The organism is Pseudomonas parafulva, assembly GCF_002021815.1.
Lineage (GTDB): Bacteria > Pseudomonadota > Gammaproteobacteria > Pseudomonadales > Pseudomonadaceae > Aquipseudomonas > Aquipseudomonas parafulva_B.
Genome location: NZ_CP019952.1, coordinates 3,294,772 through 3,313,305 on the forward strand (window position 1 = coordinate 3,294,772; position 18,534 = coordinate 3,313,305).

The 18,534-nt window shown below is 63.9% G+C and carries 13 protein-coding genes and 1 riboswitch; of the genes, 7 read left to right on the forward strand and 6 right to left on the reverse strand.

What is annotated here, in order from left to right; all coding sequences use genetic code 11:
- The first annotated feature begins 38 nt into the window (after positions 1–38).
- A complete protein-coding gene (locus B2J77_RS14735; RefSeq protein WP_058605623.1) occupies positions 39–1,433 on the forward strand; it encodes a class II fumarate hydratase in 1,395 nt (464 codons plus the stop codon).
- A gap of 132 nt (positions 1,434–1,565) precedes the next feature.
- Here the strand turns inward: B2J77_RS14735 and B2J77_RS14740 are convergent, their stop codons facing one another.
- Positions 1,566–2,528 carry a DMT family transporter gene (locus tag B2J77_RS14740; RefSeq protein WP_058637567.1) on the reverse strand — a complete coding sequence of 321 codons (963 nt, stop codon included), beginning with the start codon at positions 2,526–2,528 and terminating at the stop codon, positions 1,566–1,568.
- A 182-nt stretch (positions 2,529–2,710) separates the two neighbouring features.
- Positions 2,711–4,204: a polyphosphate:AMP phosphotransferase gene (gene pap / locus B2J77_RS14745; RefSeq protein ID WP_058637566.1), complete on the reverse strand. Its 1,494-nt coding sequence runs from the start codon at positions 4,202–4,204 to the stop codon at positions 2,711–2,713.
- 130 nt (positions 4,205–4,334) lie between these two features.
- Between pap and mnmC the strand changes: the two genes are divergently transcribed.
- The 3 genes from mnmC to B2J77_RS14760 all read left to right on the forward strand — a co-directional run bounded on the left by mnmC (position 4,335) and on the right by B2J77_RS14760 (position 8,949).
- Entirely contained in the window at positions 4,335–6,305 is a 1,971-nt protein-coding gene (gene mnmC, locus B2J77_RS14750; protein ID WP_078478919.1) for a bifunctional tRNA (5-methylaminomethyl-2-thiouridine)(34)-methyltransferase MnmD/FAD-dependent 5-carboxymethylaminomethyl-2-thiouridine(34) oxidoreductase MnmC, read from the forward strand.
- A 108-nt stretch (positions 6,306–6,413) separates the two neighbouring features.
- The gene (locus tag B2J77_RS14755; RefSeq protein WP_078478920.1) at positions 6,414–6,821 is read left to right on the forward strand and encodes a DUF2946 family protein; all 408 of its coding nucleotides are present in this window, start codon (positions 6,414–6,416) and stop codon (positions 6,819–6,821) included.
- A 76-nt stretch (positions 6,822–6,897) separates the two neighbouring features.
- Positions 6,898–8,949, forward strand: a complete 2,052-nt coding sequence (locus tag B2J77_RS14760; protein ID WP_078478921.1) for a TonB-dependent receptor — start codon at positions 6,898–6,900, stop codon at positions 8,947–8,949.
- A 41-nt stretch (positions 8,950–8,990) separates the two neighbouring features.
- Here the strand turns inward: B2J77_RS14760 and B2J77_RS14765 are convergent, their stop codons facing one another.
- Genes B2J77_RS14765 through B2J77_RS14780 form a run of 4 tightly spaced genes read right to left on the reverse strand, consistent with a single transcriptional unit; the run spans position 8,991 to position 13,941 of the window.
- Positions 8,991–10,010, reverse strand: coding sequence for a FecCD family ABC transporter permease (locus B2J77_RS14765; RefSeq protein WP_058637562.1), 1,020 nt, complete (start codon positions 10,008–10,010; stop codon positions 8,991–8,993).
- The gene (locus B2J77_RS14770; RefSeq protein ID WP_078478922.1) at positions 10,007–10,975 is read right to left on the reverse strand and encodes an ABC transporter substrate-binding protein; all 969 of its coding nucleotides are present in this window, start codon (positions 10,973–10,975) and stop codon (positions 10,007–10,009) included. Before B2J77_RS14770 ends, B2J77_RS14765 begins: the two co-directional genes overlap by 4 nt.
- Positions 10,972–11,757 (reverse strand): ABC transporter ATP-binding protein, encoded by a 786-nt coding sequence (locus B2J77_RS14775; RefSeq protein WP_078478923.1) that lies wholly within the window; start codon positions 11,755–11,757, stop codon positions 10,972–10,974. The genes B2J77_RS14770 and B2J77_RS14775 overlap by 4 nt, the downstream gene beginning before the upstream one ends.
- A 45-nt stretch (positions 11,758–11,802) precedes the next feature.
- Positions 11,803–13,941 (reverse strand): TonB-dependent receptor, encoded by a 2,139-nt coding sequence (locus B2J77_RS14780; RefSeq protein ID WP_078478924.1) that lies wholly within the window; start codon positions 13,939–13,941, stop codon positions 11,803–11,805.
- A 108-nt stretch (positions 13,942–14,049) separates the two neighbouring features.
- Positions 14,050–14,258, reverse strand: a riboswitch (cobalamin riboswitch).
- An 86-nt stretch (positions 14,259–14,344) separates the two neighbouring features.
- Between B2J77_RS14780 and B2J77_RS14785 the strand changes: the two genes are divergently transcribed.
- The 3 genes from B2J77_RS14785 to ngg are packed head-to-tail and all read left to right on the forward strand — an operon-like array spanning position 14,345 to position 18,482.
- Entirely contained in the window at positions 14,345–14,908 is a 564-nt protein-coding gene (locus tag B2J77_RS14785; protein ID WP_078478925.1) for a tyrosine-type recombinase/integrase, read from the forward strand.
- A gap of 36 nt (positions 14,909–14,944) precedes the next feature.
- Positions 14,945–16,732, forward strand: coding sequence for an N-acetylglutaminylglutamine amidotransferase (locus B2J77_RS14790; protein ID WP_058637557.1), 1,788 nt, complete (start codon positions 14,945–14,947; stop codon positions 16,730–16,732).
- A 4-nt stretch (positions 16,733–16,736) separates the two neighbouring features.
- Positions 16,737–18,482 carry an N-acetylglutaminylglutamine synthetase gene (ngg, locus tag B2J77_RS14795; RefSeq protein ID WP_058637556.1) on the forward strand — a complete coding sequence of 582 codons (1,746 nt, stop codon included), beginning with the start codon at positions 16,737–16,739 and terminating at the stop codon, positions 18,480–18,482.
- Positions 18,483–18,534: the final 52 nt, after the last annotated feature.

Sequence of the window (18,534 nt, forward strand, 5' to 3'; positions counted from 1 at the left end):
AAACTGCTGATTCTGACTGACAAGGGAGTGAATGCAGCATGAGCCGTATCGAAACAGACAGCCTTGGGCCGGTCGAAGTTCCTGAGCACGCCTACTGGGGCGCCCAGACCCAGCGCTCGTTGATCAACTTCGCCATCGGCCAGCAACGCATGCCGCTCGCCGTGCTGCATGCCCTGGCCCTGATCAAGAAAGCCGCTGCCCGCGTCAACGACCGCAACGGCGCCCTGCCCGCCGACATTGCCCGGCTGATCGAGCAGGCCGCCGACGAGGTCCTCGATGGCAAGCATGACGATCAATTCCCACTGGTAGTCTGGCAGACCGGCAGTGGCACGCAGAGCAACATGAACGTCAACGAGGTGATCGCAGGTCGCGCCAACGAACTGGCCGGCCAGGTGCGCGGCGGCAAGTCGCCGGTGCACCCCAACGATCACGTCAACCGCTCCCAGAGCTCCAACGACTGCTTCCCCACCGCCATGCACATCGCAGCCGCCCAGGCCGTGCACGAGCAACTGCTGCCGGCCATCGCCGAGCTGTCCTCGGGCCTGGCCGAGTTGTCGGCCCGTCATCATCGCCTGGTCAAGACCGGGCGCACGCACATGATGGATGCCACGCCGATCACCTTCGGCCAGGAAGTCTCGGCATTCGTGGCGCAGCTCGATTATGCCCAGCGCGCCATCCGCGCCAGCCTGCCGGCGGTGTATGAGCTGGCCCAGGGCGGCACGGCGGTGGGCACGGGCCTCAATGCGCCCCAGGGCTTCGCCGAAGCCATCGCTGCCGAGCTGGCTGCCTTGTCCGGGCTACCCTTCGTGACCGCGCCCAACAAGTTTGCAGCGCTGGCCGGGCACGAGCCGCTGACCAGCCTGGCAGGGGGGCTGAAAACCCTGGCGGTGGCCTTGATGAAGATCGCCAATGACCTGCGCCTGCTCGGGTCAGGCCCCCGTGCGGGATTGGCCGAGGTGCGCTTGCCCGCCAACGAGCCCGGCAGCTCGATCATGCCCGGCAAGGTCAACCCGACCCAGTGCGAGGCGCTGTCGATGCTGGCCTGCCAGGTGCTGGGCAACGACACCACCATCGGCTTTGCCGCCAGCCAGGGGCATCTGCAGCTGAACGTGTTCAAGCCGGTGATCATCCACAACCTGCTGCAGTCCATCGAATTGTTGGCAGACGGTTGCCGCAACTTTCAGGAGCATTGCGTGGCGGGCATCGAGCCAGATGCCGAGCAGATGGCCGCACACCTGGAGCGGGGGCTGATGCTGGTGACGGCACTGAACCCGCATATCGGGTACGACAAGGCTGCCGAGATTGCCAAGAAAGCCTATGGTGAGGGCAAGACCCTGCGTGAGGCAGCGCTTGAGCTGGACTACCTGACCAACGAGCAGTTCGATGAGTGGGTAAAGCCTGAAAACATGCTGGCGCCGGGTGGCAAGGGTTGAGGTGTTGGGGGGCTGCCTGCGTGGCCCCTTTTTTGGCAACGCCAAGAAGGCTTGCGCATTTGATGTGCAAGCAACTGCCTTGCACCGCATCTGGGCCAGCTAAGTGTTACCCGCCCCCAACACCTAGGACACCTAGGACACCTGCGCCAGCCGGGCACGACGTGCCCGCCATCCCGCCACCAGCGAAGGCCCGAGCGCTACCAGCGCAGAGCCTGCCACCACGACCACGGCCCCTACATACCCCAACAGGTTGATCTGCTCGGCCTGCACATAATCAGGCCACGCCAGCGCAGCCAGTGCCACCGCCACGAACGTCACCAATGGCGTCAATGCCAGCGTCGCACTGACCCGGGAAGCCTCCCAATGCGCCAGGGCTTCGGCAAAGGCGCCATAGGCCACCAGCGTATTCAGGCAGCACGCCAGCAGCAGCCAGCCCTGTACGGGGCTCAGTTGCAAGACCTCCAGCGGCTGCACCCAGGGCGTCAGCAGCGCCGCGCAGCACAGGTAGATCACCATCATCACCTGCTGGGAATTCCACATCGTCAGCAACTGCTTCTGGCTCAAGGCGTAGAACACCCAGATACTGGTGGCCAGCACAATGGTGAGCACACCGGTGGTGTAGGCGCCAAGGGAGGTCAACAGCTCCTCCAGGCGCTGGTTGAAGAACAGCCCGAAGCCTGCCAGCAGGATCAACAGCCCCACCCCCTGCCCCACGCTGAAGCGCTCGCGAAACACGAACACACTGGCCACCAGCAGCAGCACCGGCCCCAGTTGCACCACCAGCTGCGCGGTACCAGGGCTGAGCAACTTCAAGCCGATCAGATACAGCACGTAATTGCCCATCAAGCCCAGCACCGCCACCCCAACCAGGCCCCTGCCCTTGGGCGTGAGCCGGCCGAACGACGGCAGGCGGCGGTTGGCCGTCAGCCAGGCGCACAGCAGTCCACCGGACACCAGCAGGCGATACCAGGTCACCGTCAACGGGTCCATCACCTGCAACACCTGCTTGAGCTTGATCGGCAGGATGCCCCACAGCAGTGCCGTCAGCAGGGCAAGCAGCAGGCCGTGAACCCAACGGCCGGAGGTGGTGTGCATGGTGTCCTCGATCAGATCCGTGGTGGGGGTGGCTGAATTCTACGGGGCTGCGCAGGCAAGCTGAGCAGCCCTGCCGGGAAAAGAATTCATCACGTCATTCTGTGGGGGCATGATACGGGCAACACGCCGGATCGCGGCTGTGCTGCCCAAGCCCACATTCATGTCAGGTGTACGAGCCCGGCCTACTTCTTGTGCTTGGCGAACGCCGCTTCCAGTGCTTCGTTGATGGTGCGCAGAACCTTGACCCGTGCCCAGCGCTTGTCGTTGGCTTCAACCAGCGTCCAGGGCGCGATCTCGCTACTGGTGCGGTCGACCATATCGCCCACGGCCTGGCTGTAGTCGTCCCATTTGTCGCGGTTGCGCCAGTCGTCCTCGGTGATCTTGTAGCGCTTGAACGGGGTTTGCTCACGCTCCTCGAAGCGCTCGAGCTGGGTCTGCTGATCGATGGCCAGCCAGAACTTGACCACCACCACGCCCGCATTCACCAGTTGTTCTTCGAAGTCGTTGATTTCGCCATAGGCACGCATCCAGTCGGCAGGGCTGCAGAACCCCTCGACCCGCTCCACCAGCACCCGCCCATACCAGGAACGGTCGAAGATGGTGAACTTGCCACGCGCGGGAATGTGCCGCCAGAAACGCCACAGGTAAGGCTGCGCGCGTTCTTCTTCGGTAGGTGCGGCAACGGGCACGATCCGGTACTGACGCGGATCCAGGGCAGCGGCCACGCGCCGGATCGCACCACCCTTGCCCGCCGCATCATTGCCCTCGAAGGCTGCTACCAAGGCATGACGGCGCATGTGCTTGTGACGCAGCAAACCGGCCAGGCGCGCCTGCTCGGTGACCAGTTGCTCCTGATAGTCCGCCTTGTCCAGACGCAAGCTCAGGTCCAGGGCACCCAGCAGGCTACGTTGGTCGATGCTGCGTCCAAGCGGCGCGACATTGCCCACGTGCTTGCCCTTGGGGTTATTGGCCAGGGCCGCCTGCAAGCTGTCGAGCAGGATGCGCCCGACGGCCAGGCTGCGGTAATTGGGGTCAACTCCCTCGACGATGTGCCAAGGTGCGTAATCGCGGCTGGTGCGGCGCAACACACGTTCCCCAAAACGCACGAAGCGGTCGTAGGTGTGTGACTGCTGCCAATCCAGCGGGCTGATCTTCCAGCTGTGCAAGGGGTCGTCCTTGAGGGATTTGAGCCGCGCCTTCATCTGCTTCTTGGAAAGGTGAAACCAGAACTTGATGATCAACGCGCCTTCATCGCACAGCATCTGCTCCAGGCGTTCGGCACCGTTGATGGCCTGGTCCAGGACCGCGTCCTTCAACACCCCATGCACGCGCCCCTGCAGCATCTGGCTGTACCAGTTGCCGAAAAACACCCCCATGCGCCCCTTGGGCGGCAAGGCGCGCCAGTAACGCCAGGCCGGTGGCCGCGCCAGTTCCTCGTCGGTCTGCTGATCGAAGGTGAGCACATCGATCATGCGCGGGTCCATCCACTCGTTGAGCAGCTTGACCGTCTCGCCCTTGCCGGCCCCCTCCACGCCGTTGATCAGCACAATGACCGGAAAACGCGCTTGCTGCTTGAGCTCATACTGGGCCTCGAGCAGTGCCTGACGCAAGGCGGGTACCTCGGCGTCGTAGGTTTGCTTGTCAATGCTGTGACCAATTTCGGCAGATTCGAACATGCACGGGCTCCTTCAATGGATAGACAAGACTAGCGCAAAAGCCCACCTGGGTTGGGAGCTCGGGCTGCAAGAAAGCCCCAGTCATGCGACTATCGCCACTTCTTCAGTCGCTTGTCGCTGTGCACCTGCCATGACCGTAACTCCCCCGCTCCAGCACGCCCAGATCGACTGGGACGAACAGGGCCGCCCTCATTCGCGGCATTACGATGACGTGTACTTCGCCGTCAATGAAGGCATCGATGAAACCCGCCATGTGTTTCTCGGACAAACCCGCCTGGCTGAACGTTTCACTGCAATGGCGCCTGAGGCCTGCATGGTCATCGGCGAGACGGGCTTTGGCACCGGCATGAATTTCTACTGCGCCTGGCAACTGTTCGCGCAACACGCCCACGCAGATGCCAGGCTTCACTACGTCAGCGTCGAGAAATTCCCCCTGGCCCGCGATGACCTGGCCCGTGCCATCAGTCTGTGGCCGGAGCTGGCCGCCTACAGCCAGCCTTTGCTGGCCCAATACGTGGCGGTGCATCCGGGGTATCAGCAATTCACCTTCGACGGTGGACGCGTCACCCTCACCTTGCTGATTGGTGATGTGCTCGAGCAATTGCCGGAGCTCGACGCCCAGGTCGACGTCTGGTTCCTCGATGGCTTTGCCCCTGCCAAGAACCCCGACATGTGGACCCCGGCACTGTTCGCGCAACTGGCGCGGCTGTCCCACCCCGGCACCGTGCTGGGTACGTTCACCACCACCGGCTGGGTACGCCGCAGCCTCGTGGAGGCGGGTTTTGCCATGAAGAAGGTGCCTGGCATCGGCAAGAAGTGGGAAGTGATGAGCGGGGTGTATGTGGGCCCGACCCCTGCCCCTACAGCGCCCTGGTATACCCGCCCGCCGGCAGGGGATGGGCCGCGTCAGGCCGTGGTGGTGGGTGCCGGGCTGGCCGGCAGCTGCACGGCGGCAAGCCTGGCCCGACGCGGCTGGCAGGTCACGGTACTGGAGCGGCATGGGTCAGCGGCGCAGGAAGCGTCCGGCAACCCGCAGGGGGTGCTGTACCTCAAGCTATCGGCGCACGGCACGGCCTTGTCCCGGATGATTCTCGCCGGTTTCGGTTACACCCGCCGTCAGCTTGAGCACCTTCAGCGCGGCGAGGACTGGGACGCCTGCGGCGTCCTGCAACTGGCCTTCGACGACAAGGAAGCGGCGCGCCAGGGCAAGCTGGTGCAGGCCTTCGGCCCCGGTCTTGTGCACGCATTGACCCAGGAGCAGGCCCAGGCCACCGCCGGCATCACCCTACCGGCAGGCGGGCTGTTCTATCCCGAAGGCGGTTGGGTGCATCCGCCCGCCCTGTGCCGCCAGCAGCTTGAGCATCCCAACATCCGCCTGGTCACGCACCAGGAGGTGCTGTCGCTGCACAAAGTCGCGGGGCGGTGGCAGGCCTGGGCCGGTGACCAGATGCTGGCCGACGCGCCGGTGATGATCCTGGCCAGTGCTGCCGAGGTCAAACGGTTCGAACCGTGCGCCGGCTTGCCGCTCAAGCGTATTCGTGGCCAGGTCACCCGACTGCCCGCAACACCCCAAAGCCGGTCGCTGGGCACCGTGGTGTGCGCGCAAGGCTATGTGGCGCCCGCGCGATGCGGCGAGCACACCCTAGGCGCCAGCTTCGATTTCCACAGCACTGACCTGACCCCCACAGCGGCCGAACATGAGGGCAACCTGGCGCTGCTGGAGGAAATTTCCCCAGACCTGTCCCACCGTCTTGGCGCGGCGGGGTTCGATGCGCAGGCGCTTGAAGGCCGCGTCGCTTTCAGGTGTACCAGCCCGGACTACCTGCCTATCGTCGGGCCTCTGGCCGACGACCACGCTTTTGCCCAGGCCTATGCAGCGCTTGCCCGGGACGCGCGACAAGTGCCGCAGGTGGCGTGCCCTTGGCTTGAGGGCCTGTACGTCAACAGCGGCCACGGCTCGCGGGGCCTGATCACGGCCCCGCTCAGCGCAGAACTGGTGGCGGCCTGGGTCTGCGGCGAACCGCTGCCGGTACCGCGAACGGTCGCCGAAGCCTGCCACCCCAACCGCTTTGCACTGCGGCGCCTGATTCGGGGCAAATAACAGGTGCCTCGCCCAGGCGGGCGCCCTGCGACAATAGGGCGCAGCAGCGACATTTCATACCTGATCGCGAATGAGGCTTAATACGGGCCTTGATCGCCTGGGGGTCAGATGACCGTACGTGCACGCTCACTTGTGTGTTTGCTTGCAGGCATTGCCGTGCTGTTCAACCTGCTGGCGATGCCGCTCGATCGTGCCTTGCAATCCCCCAGCATCGACAGCCAATCGCTGATGCTGGGAAGCTTTTGCAGCCTGCACGGTGCGCAGAGCTTGCCCAAGTCACTGCTGGCCCAGCTCAAGGCCGACCTGCCGCAACTGGACGATCAGCCGCCAATCAAGCATCAGGCGGGTGACTGCTGCTGTGGCCATGCCGCGCATGCCTTGCTGGCCAGCGACTACTATCGCCACCTGTTCCCCCGCTACTGGCCCGACGCACTGCTGCTCGGTGACAGCCACAAGCTGCCGTTGCCGCGTGAACAGTGGCCCAAGCTCAACCCCCGCGCCTCTCCCCTGGCCTGACCCGTCGTTGCTTACCCATTGCTGCCCCGCGACATGCGGCGCGCAGCGCTGCTCGACTGTCTTCAGGAAACACTTCATGTCTGCGTTTCGTCATACCGCACGCGCCGTCCTGCCCGTGCTCGCTGTTTATAGCCTCAGCCCTTTGTCATCGGTCATTGCCGAAACACGCGCTGCCGAGAACTCGACGCTAACCCTCGGTGCGGTCAGCGTGACCAGCACCGAAAGCGGCCCGCTGGCCACCAGCAGCGTGCTCAGTTCGGTGGATATTCTAGGCGGTGATATCCTCGAAAAAATGCCAGTCGCCTACAGCTGGGAGCTGTTGCGCCGGGCACCGGGGGTGATGCTCACCGAGTTCAACCAAGGCACCACCTCGGGCAAACTGTCGTTTCGCGGCTTCAATGGCGAAGGCGAAGTGAATGCTGTCAAGTTGCTGATCGATGGCATCCCCAGCAACACCAATGACGGCAACATGCCCTTCATCGACGCGGTGTTCCCCCTGGACATCGACAGCATCGAAGTGGTGCGCGGCACCAGCGACCCGCGCTATGGGCTGAACAACATCGCCGGCAACGTCAATATCAACACCCGCACCGGCGGTAACTACAACAAGGCGCGCCTGCGCTACGGCAGCTTTAATACCCGAGAGGTGCAACTGGCCAAGGGCATCGAGACCAGCAACTGGACGCAGAACTACTTCTTCGCCCGCCAACAGGTCGACGGTTATCGCGACCACGCCGACACCGAACGCTACAGCTTCGGCGGCAAGTGGTTCTATACCCCTGACGATGGCAGCTACCGCCTTGGTCTGATCGCGCGCCACTACGAGTCCGAAGCCCAGGAAGCGGGCTACCTGACCGAGGACGACGCCCGCCATCATCCGCGCATGACCAATGACTACAACGCCACGGACAAAGGCACGCGGCGAATGAACCAGGTCAGCGTGCACTTGGACACTGACCTGGCCGAGACCCTGTCCTGGTCGGCCAAGACCTACCTCAACACCTATGACGACCGTCGCTGGACCCAGTACTGGCGCACCAGTTCACAGCAGGAGCGCGACACCTACGAGGACCAGTACGGCGCCATCACCTCGCTGACCTGGCGACCAGAGGTGGACTGGCTGCACGCCTTTGCGCTGGAAGGTGGAAGCGATGTGCAGAAGCAACAGAACCGCAGCGAGCGCTACCGTACCCAAGCGCGTGTACGCCAGGTGCAGACCCGTGACCAGGACTTCGACTTCAACACAGTCGGTGCCTACGTACAGGCAGAGATCGAGCCATTGGAGTCGCTCAAGATCGTGCCGGCCTACCGGGTGGACAAGATCAGTGGTGACTTCACCAACAAGATGACCGGACAGGGCTACGACATCAACGACTACGGGCTGATCAAGCAGCCCAAGCTCAGCATTGTCTATTCGCCATGGAAGTTTGCCAGCGTTTACGCCAACTGGGGTCGCACCTTCCAGGTCGGTACCGGCGCCGCAGCCTACAAGGTGCCGCCGCGCAACGAGGACTTGTCCCCTTCGATCAATGAAGGCTGGGAAACCGGCGTCAAGTTCACCCCGGCCAGCTGGGTCGATGGCCGTGTGGCCTATTGGCGTCAGGACGCCTCTGGCGAAGTGAGCCGGCGCCTGAACGACCCGAGTGGGGAGTCGGACAATGTCGGTGAGACACGGCGCTGGGGCTACGACCTGCAGGTCAACCTGCACCCGGATGAACGCACCGAGGTATGGATGTCGTACTCCTGGCAGTACTCCAAGATCCTTGAGCCCAGCAGCGCATTACCAGGTAGCAAGGGCCAGGAAATCGATCACGTGCCACATCACCTGTGGAATACCGGCATCAGCTACCAGGCTACTCCAAAGCTGCAGCTCACTGCCTGGGCGAACGGGCAGAGTAACTACTACCTGGAGCGGGAGAACACCCAAGGTACCTATGGCGGCTACGTGCTGATGAACCTCGGGGCGACGTACAAACTCAGCGAAACCATAAGCGCGGACCTGCAGTTGAAGAACCTGACCAACCGCTACTACGAGTATGTCTGGTACGACCCCGATGGGGCAGATGCGTCACTGCACTCACCCGGCGACGGCCGTGCGCTGTATGCAGGGCTCACCCTGGACTTCTGATGCCGGGCACGGCAAGCACCCCAGGGTGGCTTGCCGTGTCGTTACCGCTTGAGCAACAGCATGAAGAACACCCCGCCCAGCGCTGCGGTAGCAATGCCGATCGGCAGGTCTTGCGGTGCGATGAGGGTGCGGGCGGCCACATCCACCCAGACCAGAAACACCCCACCCAGCAGCGCACTGACTGGCATCAACCGCCGATTGTCCGCCCCCACCAGCAGGCGCGCTACATGGGGCACCATAAGGCCCACGAAACCGATGGCGCCCGACAGCGAAACCAGCACCCCGGTCAACAAAGAGGTGCAGATGAACACCTCAAGCCGCAGGCGCCGGCCACAGAAGCCCAAGCTGATCGCGGTCTGCTCGCCACTCATCAATGCATTCAGGCCGCGCCCCATCACTTGGAGCGCGCACAGTCCAAACAGCACGCACAGTGCCGGCAACCAGATGACCTCCCAGCGGGCAGCCCCCAGCCCACCCAGCATCCAGAACACCACCGAAGCCGCCGCGTGCTGGTCACCGGTATAGAGCAGCAGGTTGACCACGGCCATCAGCACGAAGGACACCGCCACCCCCGCCAACAGCAAGCGATCGCTTTCCAGGCGTCCGCCGCGGCGCGCCACGCCGATCACCAGCAGCATGCTCCCTGTCGCCCCCACGAACGCAGCCAGCGGCAGGCTGAGCACACCGACGAAGTCCCCGACGTAAAGCATCACCAGCACTGCGCCCAGCGCAGCGCCGGCGCTGACACCCAGCAAATGTGGGTCTGCCAGTGGGTTTCGGGTCACGGACTGCAGGGCCGTACCCACCAGGGCAAGCCCTGCCCCGACCAATGCGCCCAACAGTACACGCGGGGCACGGATGAGCCAGATGATGTGCGTCTGGCTCTTGCTGAGCGCAGGCCCCCAGTCGATGCCCATCTGTTGCGCGACGATCCCGATGACGTGGGTCAAGGGCACCGATGCCGGGCCAAATGCCAGCGACGCGACCAAAGACGCCACCAACAGGATGACCAGCACCACGGTCAGCCAGCCATAACACGCTGGGCTGCGCGCCAAGGTCATGGTGCCCCCGCTGCGAACAGCTCGGGATGCAAGGCGCGGGCGATTTTCTCCACGGCTTCGACGTTCTCAACCGAGGGGGTGACCTGCAGGTAGGTCAGTGGCACGAAGCGCTGCTCGCGGATGGCCCGTACGTCTTTCAACGCGGGCTGGTGCAACAGAAAATCACGTTTCTGCTGCCAGGTCCTGGGTCCGTAGTCGACGATCAGGATCACGTCAGGGTCGCGCTCTACCACGCTTTCCCAATTCACCTGGGTCCAGCTGGCGGCCACGTCGTCCATCACGTTCACGCCACCGGCTGCGTCGATCAGTGCCTGCGGCATGCCCAGGCGCCCCGATGTCAGCGGGCGATCTTCGCCGCTGTCGTACAAGAAGACCCGTGGTCGGTGTTGCGCCTGCCCTGCCCGCGCTTGCACCCCGGCGATCCGCTGGCGCATCTGCCCGATCAGCGCTTGGGCCTGGCGCTGGTGATCGAACATGCGCCCCAGGTTATCCAGGTCGCGATAGACATCATCGAAGCTCGCACGTTGGCCGGACATGACCCAAGCGCAGGACTCGCTCAACTCGTAGACCGGCACTCCAAAGGGCGCAAGCGTCGCGGGGGTCACCGCCCCTCCCACGTGCATGCCATAGTTCCAGCCGGCGAAGAACAGGTCGGCATCGACCGCCAGCAGCGTTTCAATGGAAGGATAACGGCTTGCCAGTTGTGGCACGCCCTCCAGCGCAGCGTCGATCCATGGGTCACGGTGTTTACTGCGGGTGAACCCTGTGTAGCCGATGATGCTGTCTCGCAGCCCCAGGTGCAGCAGCATGGCGGTCATGTTCACATCGTGCACCACCACCCGTTTGGGGGCCTTGCTGAACGTCACCAGGCGCTCGCAACTGCGCACGTTCAGCGGGTACTCGCTGGCCGTGGCAGGCAGCGCCAGCAGCAGCGTTATCAGGGCGATCAGAAAGCGAGCGCTCATGGTCGGGTTATCCAGGTAATGCGTGGGTAAGGGTGCAGCGGATGAAGGTCGACCAGCGCCTGGACACCAAACACCTCCTGGATCAGTTCGCGGGTCAGCACCTGCTGGGGCGTGCCGCTGACAAGGATGCGGCCAGCGTCGATGACGTACAGCCGGTCACAGAATGCCGCAGCCAGGTTGAGGTCGTGGAAGCTGGCCAGGGTGCTCAGCCCCAGGCTGCGCAAATGCTGCAGAAGCCCAAGTTGGTAACGCGGGTCGAGGTGGTTGGTCGGCTCGTCGAGAATCAGCAGCTCAGGGGCTTGCACCAGTGCCCGGGCCAACAGCACGCGCTGCTTCTCGCCTCCGGATAGCGAAGCGAACGTACGCTCGGCATGACCTGCCAGCCCAACCAGCACAAGCGTATGAGCGACCCTTTGCCGGTCCTCGGGCGTGTCGCCATCAAACAGGGCCTTGTGCGGCGTGCGCCCCATGCTCACCACCTCGGCAACGCTCAATCCGAATTCGCCAGGAAACTCCTGGAGCACCACCGCGATACGCTGCGCACACCAGCGCGGGCTGCGTTGCCAGATATCGACACCGCTCACGCTGACCCTGCCTGCAGTGGGTTGCGTGGCGCGATAGGCGCAACGTAGCAGGCTGGTCTTGCCACTGCCGTTGGGGCCGACAAGCCCTACGCACTCACCGTCGTCCACATGCAGGTCCACGCCTTGCAGGATCTGGCGCACCCTGCGCCCCGCCTCGGGCACTGCCCAGTGCAGGCCTTCGATACTCAGTCGAGTCATCGGATTCACTCCAGCAAGCACCGGCCCGCAGGCCGGTGGGACGGATCAGAAACGGTAATCGGCCGTGACGAAGAAAGACCGTGGTCCACCCAGGTACCACTGCCGGCCGTTATTTTCGGTGGTGGTGGCGTACTGACGATCGAACAGGTTGTTGAGCTGCAGGCCCAAGGTCAGGTCCGGCTGCACGTGCCAGTCAACGTTGGCGTCGACCACGGTGTAGCTCGGTACCTGCACGGTATTGGCATTGTCCCCATAGCGGCTGTCGACATACCGCGCTCCAGCCCCGGCACTGAACAACCGACCAAAGTCTTTGCTCAACCACAGGTTGGCTGACCGCCGTGGCACATCGATCGGCCGGTTGCCGCTGTAGTCGCTGTTGCCACTGGCAAATTCGTCGTACTCGGCGCGGACCCAGGCGGCGTTGGCCGAAAGCTGCACACCGTAGGGCAGGCGCAACGCCAGGGTGGCCTCGATGCCGTCCGAAGATTGCTGGCCGACCTGTTGCTGGACGGTGGGGTTGAGTGGATCGGTACTCAGGAGTTTCTTCTTGACGATGTGGTACGCCGCCAGTGTCCACTCGCCACGGCCTTCAGGCAGCATCTGCTTGACACCGACTTCGGTCTGTTTGGCGGTACTCAGGTCCCAGCTTTGTTGCGCTGCACTGAGCGTCAGCAAGTTGCTCACGCCTTCGGTGCTGGTGGCGTACTGACCATAGAGCGAGAGGTCCTCGGTCAGCGCGAACACCAGGCCCGCCCGCCAGTTGTCGCCACTCAGACTGCGATCGGTGCGGGTATCGGTGTCCAGATCGTCACGGTTCAGGTGCACCTGGTCATGCCGCACACCGGTGATCAACGACAGGCGCTGGGTCAGTTGCGTGCGGTTTTCGGCGAACAGGGAGAATTGCCGGGCCTGGTTCGCTTCGCGCGAGCGGTAGGGGTCGGTGCTGATGTAATCGCCGCCGCCCGAGCCCCATAGCGGCACGGTATCTGTGTAGGTGTTGCCAAAATCATGCTTGCGCACGAAGCGGATCGCGTTGTAGTCCGCGCCAACCACGGTCTGGCTGTCCAGGCCGAACAGGGTGTGCTGCAGGGTGAACGATTGGCGATCCCCAATCTGTTCCTGGGTCTGCTTGATGCTGATGAAATTGCTGCGCTGCACCTGGTCGCCCGGCAGCCAAGTGTAGCTTTCGGCATTTCGCCACCGGCGCTGGGCCTTGAGGAAATACAGCTGGTTATTGGCGGTGAGGTTGTCGGTGATCACCCAGTCCGTGACCAATCGAGTGGACTGATCGTTGTAATGCACCTCGGCGTCGGCCACGTTGTAGTTGTGGTCACGAAGCGATTCACGGTAATGCCCATTGACCAGCGGCGTACCGAAATACTGTTGCGGGTCCTGGTCACCGTAGTCATGGCTGAGGGTGACGCTGAAATCGTCGTTCGGTTGCCAGCGCAATGAACCGCTGACAGCAACGCTGGCTGACTCACCACGGTCGACCCAGCCATTGCTGTGCAACTTGTTGAGGTTCAGGCGATAACTCAGGGTATCGGTCAGCGAACCGCCGCTGTCCAATGCCAACTGCCGACGATCATTGGAACCGTAGCCCAGGCGAACCTGGTTGCGAACCTCGCCGTCGAAGGGCTTTTTCGGCACCACGTTGATCACCGCACCGGTGGCGCCCTCTCCGTACAACACCGAAGCCGGGCCGCGCAGCACGTCGATGCGTTCTACTGACCAGGTGTCCACGGGAAACGTGACGGTGCCGGCGCCCACGTACAGGCGGGTGCCGTCATACAGCTGCATGGTCGAACTGTGGCCGGTGAAGCCACGGGCCGAAAGCGCAGTGCCGCCGTTGCCAGGCGTGCCGACGAAAGTGATGCCGGGGGTGCGGGTCACCGCGTCCTGCACCGTGGCGTTGTTGCGCCCGAGAATTTGCTCGGCGCCGATGCGGGTGACGCTGGCTGGCGTTTCCAAGGGCGTGAGGTTCAGGCGCGAACCGCTGGTGCCAGGAGTGTGCAGGTCCACGGGAGGGTTCTGCTCGGCAGTGCCGGTGATGGCTGTGGCGGGCAATGCCAGCGCATGGACATCTTCGGCTGCCTGAATCGGGACGGCCATGCACACACAGGGCACCAGGCTCGCGCCTAGCAACGCCCCTTGAGGGGTAAGAAAAACACAATAGCGGGACATATCTTTCCACTTGCAGCAGGAATGAAAGAATCCCGGAGGGAACAACGCATGGGGAACACGCAGGCGCACGCGCCCACGGAAACCGGCCTGCGCCCGCCCACCGCGGGTTTGCCAAACAAGGCTTCAGGCCGGTCTCCGGGCTCGCGAGGGTCATGATGCCGTCACCTTCCCATGCCGGTGGCACAGTGGTCTGTCGAAAGCATCGCTCGCATACCGTTGCGGGGGCAGCGCCGGACTGATCACCCTGGGGTGACGAACCGGCTTCCCGTTTCACCCCATGCACGGCGGCAGGGGGCACCTGAAACAGGCGCGCAGATGACCATCAAAATCGTTCCGGGTCAACATCTCGTGCCAATGGTCGTCAGTGATTAACCGCCGCCAGGCATCGACGAACGGCATTTCGATGATTCATACCGCCTGCTTGGCGGGCTTCAACCGAGCCTGCGAAAGCGTGTCCAGGCGGGCGCAGCGCTGGGTTGGAGAGCGATTGATCGGTGCCCTGAACAGGGCCGATGCCGGGGGGCTTGGGCTACTGGAAATCCTCGAAAATCGCACCAAAACCAAGCGCACACGCAAAGTTTTATTGAACGATCGGGCCTTGTACGCCCTCGAAAAACCCAGACCGCTCACCGAGGCGCGTTCAGATGATGTGTTCGCGCCCAGTGGGAGAGACGACCGTTCGGCGCTGTTCAGACGCCCCGAAGCGAGTCAAAAACGTTACTGGCTGGCAGCTTCGCGGATGCTTGGTATCAGGCACCGCAGGATGCACGACACGCGCCACACGTACGCAACCATGTGCCAGGTGGCCGGCATGAACCCGGCATTCATCGCCGCGCAACTCGGGCACAGCGTGCAGGTGCTGCTCTCCATGCGCCAGGTGGATCAACGCCCCAACGACTGGGCGCAGTTTGATCAGCCTAAGCCTGCGGGAAGCAGTACAAATGCGGTACGCGCGAAAAGCCAGTGACGCCATGAGTGCCGAAACTCAAAGGGTTTACGTTACATGTGCGGACTAGCTGGAGAATTGCGTTTCACCCCCCTCGGTCAAGCCCCTCGCCCAGCCGACCTGGCTGCCGTTGAGCGAATTACTCATCACCTGGCGCCACGTGGCCCGGATGCGTGGGGCTTTTACAGCCAGGGGCCAATCGCCCTCGGCCACCGTCGCCTGAAAATCATGGACCTGTCCGACGGCTCGGCCCAACCCATGCAGGACAGCACCCTGGGCCTGTCACTGGCCTTCAACGGCGCCATCTACAACTTCCCCGAATTGCGCCAGGAGCTGCTGGACCTGGGCTATAGCTTCTGGTCCGACGGCGACACGGAGGTGCTGCTCAAGGGGTACCACGCCTGGGGCGAGGCCCTGCTGCCCAAGCTCAACGGCATGTTCGCCCTGGCTATCTGGGAGCGCGACAGCCAGCGCCTGTTCCTGGCCCGTGACCGCCTGGGCGTAAAGCCCCTGTACCTCTCGCGCAACGGCGAGCGCCTGCGCTTTGCATCGACCTTGCCGGCGCTGCTCAAAGGGGGCGACATCGACCCGATGCTCGACCCGGTGGCGCTGAACCACTACCTGAATTTCCATGCCGTGGTCCCGGCGCCGCGCACGCTGCTGGCCAACGTGCAAAAGCTCGAACCCGGCACCTGGATGCGCATCGACCGCCACGGCGAAGTCGAGCGCAGCACTTGGTGGCAACTCCAGTACGGCCCTAACCCGGATGAGCGTGACCTGACCCTGGAGGATTGGACCACACGGGTCCTTGACGCCACCCGCGATGCGGTTGCCATTCGCCAGCGCGCTGCGGTCGACGTGGGCGTGCTGCTCTCCGGCGGTGTCGATTCCAGCCTGCTGGTCGGCCTGCTGCGCGAAGTGGGCGTGGATGACCTGTCGACCTTCTCCATCGGTTTCGAGGACGCAGGCGGCGAGCGCGGCGATGAATTCCAGTATTCGGACCTGATCGCCAAGCACTACGGTACCCGCCACCATCAACTGCGCATTGCCGAGCACGAGATCATCGATCAGTTGCCTGCGGCGTTTCGCGCCATGAGCGAGCCGATGGTCAGCCATGACTGCATCGCCTTCTACCTGCTGTCGCGCGAAGTGGCCAAGCACTGCAAGGGCGTGCAGAGCGGCCAGGGCGCCGACGAGCTGTTTGCCGGCTACCACTGGTACCCGCAGGTCGATGGCGCCAACGATGCATTCGCGGCGTACCGCGAAGCGTTCTTCGACCGCAGCCATGCCGAATACCGTGACACCGTGCAGCCGGTCTGGCAGCTGGAGAACGATGCTGCTGGCGACTTCGTCCGTGAACACTTCGCCCGCCCTGGCGCTGACGCGGCCGTAGACAAGGCTCTGCGTCTGGACAGCACGGTGATGCTGGTGGACGACCCGGTCAAGCGTGTGGACAACATGACCATGGCCTGGGGCCTGGAGGCCCGTACGCCGTTTCTGGACTACCGCCTGGCAGAACTGTCGGCTCGCATTCCGGCACGCTTCAAGCTGCCCGACGGCGGCAAGCAGGTGCTCAAGGAGGCGGCGCGCCGGGTGATTCCGCATGAAGTCATCGACCGCAAGAAGGGTTACTTCCCGGTGCCTGGCCTCAAGCACCTCGAAGGCGCCACCCTGGGTTGGGTACGCGACCTGCTGACCGACCCGAGCCAGGACCGCGGCCTGTTCAATCCGGCCATGATCGACCGTCTGCTGAGCAACCCGCACGGCCAGCTTACCCCCCTGCGCGGTTCCAAACTGTGGCAGTTGGCGGCGCTGAACCTGTGGCTGACCGAACAAGGACTCTGAACCCATGAAAGCCCACGAAACGGCCTATGGCCAGCGCCTGCTGCGCGGCCAGGCGCCCTCTTACGAGCGCCTGCAGGCACGCCTTGCGGGCGATGGCAGCGAGCCCCACGACCAGCCACGTGCCCTGCACTGTGGCTGGGGACGGCTACTGATCGGGCATACCTATGCCGACCCGGCCAAACTGGCCGAAGACCTGTTGGGCGAATGCCGCGGCGAACGCGACATTGCCCTGTACGTGGCGGCGCCCCAGCAGGTGCTGGCCCACGCGCCGCAGCAACTGTTCCTGGACCCCTCGGACACCCTGCGCCTGTGGTTTACCGACTATCGCCCGGCACAACGGGTATTTCGCGGCTTTCGCGTGCGTCGGGCGCAAAACCCCAGTGACTGGCAAGCCATCAACACGCTCTACCAGGCACGCGGCATGCTGCCCGTGGACCCTGAGCTGCTCACCCCGCGGCACCTGGGCGGACCGGTGTACTGGCTGGCCGAAGACGAAGACAGTGGCGCGATCATCGGCAGTGTCATGGGCTTGAACCATGCCAAGGCCTTCGATGACCCGGAACACGGCAGCAGCCTGTGGTGCCTGGCCGTAGACCCGCACTGCACCCGTCCTGGGGTGGGTGAAGTGCTGGTGCGCCACCTGATCGAGCACTTCATGAGCCGCGGCCTGGCCTACCTGGACCTGTCGGTGTTGCACGACAACCGCCAGGCCAAGCGCTTGTACGAAAAACTGGGCTTTCGCAACCTGCCCACGTTCGCCGTCAAGCGCAAGAACGTCATCAACGAGCGCCTGTTCCTGGGCCCTGGCCCACAGGCTGACCTCAACCCCTATGCGCGCATCATCGTCGATGAGGCCCTGCGCCGGGGTATCGAGGTGCAGGTGTGCGACGCCGCTGCCGGTCTGTTTACCCTGAGCCTGGGCGGTCGCCGCGTACGCTGCCGGGAGTCGCTCAGCGACCTGACCAGCGCCGTGACCATGACCTTGTGCCAGGACAAGCGCCTGACCCAACACGCCCTGCACAATGCAGGTCTGCTGGTGCCGGCGCAGCAACTGGCCGGTAACGCCGATGACAACCTGGCGTTCCTCGAGGACCACGGCGCGGTCGTGGTCAAACCCGTGGATGGCGAACAGGGCCAAGGCGTTGCGGTCAACCTCACGACCATCGAAGACGTCACGCGTGCGGTCGAACACGCTCGACAGTTCGACAGCCGCGTGCTGTTGGAAAGCTTCCATGCCGGGCACGACTTGCGCATCGTGGTCATCGGCTATGAAGTGGTCGCGGCCGCGATTCGCCATCCGGCGCAGGTGATGGGCGATGGTACGCACAGCATCCGCGCGCTGATCGATGCACAAAGCCGGCGGCGCCAGGCGGCCACTGGCGGCGAAAGCAAGATCCCAGTAGACGGTGAGACCGAGCGCACGTTGGCCGCGGCCGGCTTTGGGTATGAGGATGTGTTGCCCGCGGGCCGCCAGCTGGCCGTGCGGCGCACCGCTAATCTGCACACCGGCGGCACGCTCGAAGATGTCACGGCACGCCTTCACCCTACCCTCGCCGATGCGGCCATCCGTGCAGCGCGGGCACTGGAGATACCCGTGGTGGGCCTCGATTTCATGGTCAAGGATGCCAGCGAACCCGACTACGTCATCATCGAGGCCAACGAGCGTGCAGGCCTGGCCAACCACGAGCCGCAACCGACGGCAGAACGCTTCATCGACCTGCTGTTCCCCCATAGCAGGCCGCTGGCCTGATACACCCATGCTTCGCTCGGACGGGAGCCCGGCGCCGGCGCCGCTCCCGCTC

Bases quoted from the DNA above. Each gene is read 5' to 3' on its own strand.
- B2J77_RS14735 (WP_058605623.1), top strand. From the start codon at position 39: ATGAGCCGTATCGAAACAGACAGCCTTGGGCCGGTCGAAGTTCCTGAG.
- B2J77_RS14740 (WP_058637567.1), bottom strand. From the start codon at position 2,528: ATGCACACCACCTCCGGCCGTTGGGTTCACGGCCTGCTGCTTGCCCTG.
- pap (WP_058637566.1), bottom strand. From the start codon at position 4,204: ATGTTCGAATCTGCCGAAATTGGTCACAGCATTGACAAGCAAACCTAC.
- mnmC (WP_078478919.1), top strand. From the start codon at position 4,335: ATGACCGTAACTCCCCCGCTCCAGCACGCCCAGATCGACTGGGACGAA.
- B2J77_RS14755 (WP_078478920.1), top strand. From the start codon at position 6,414: ATGACCGTACGTGCACGCTCACTTGTGTGTTTGCTTGCAGGCATTGCC.
- B2J77_RS14760 (WP_078478921.1), top strand. From the start codon at position 6,898: ATGTCTGCGTTTCGTCATACCGCACGCGCCGTCCTGCCCGTGCTCGCT.
- B2J77_RS14765 (WP_058637562.1), bottom strand. From the start codon at position 10,010: ATGACCTTGGCGCGCAGCCCAGCGTGTTATGGCTGGCTGACCGTGGTG.
- B2J77_RS14770 (WP_078478922.1), bottom strand. From the start codon at position 10,975: ATGAGCGCTCGCTTTCTGATCGCCCTGATAACGCTGCTGCTGGCGCTG.
- B2J77_RS14775 (WP_078478923.1), bottom strand. From the start codon at position 11,757: ATGACTCGACTGAGTATCGAAGGCCTGCACTGGGCAGTGCCCGAGGCG.
- B2J77_RS14780 (WP_078478924.1), bottom strand. From the start codon at position 13,941: ATGTCCCGCTATTGTGTTTTTCTTACCCCTCAAGGGGCGTTGCTAGGC.
- B2J77_RS14785 (WP_078478925.1), top strand. From the start codon at position 14,345: ATGATTCATACCGCCTGCTTGGCGGGCTTCAACCGAGCCTGCGAAAGC.
- B2J77_RS14790 (WP_058637557.1), top strand. From the start codon at position 14,945: ATGTGCGGACTAGCTGGAGAATTGCGTTTCACCCCCCTCGGTCAAGCC.
- ngg (WP_058637556.1), top strand. From the start codon at position 16,737: ATGAAAGCCCACGAAACGGCCTATGGCCAGCGCCTGCTGCGCGGCCAG.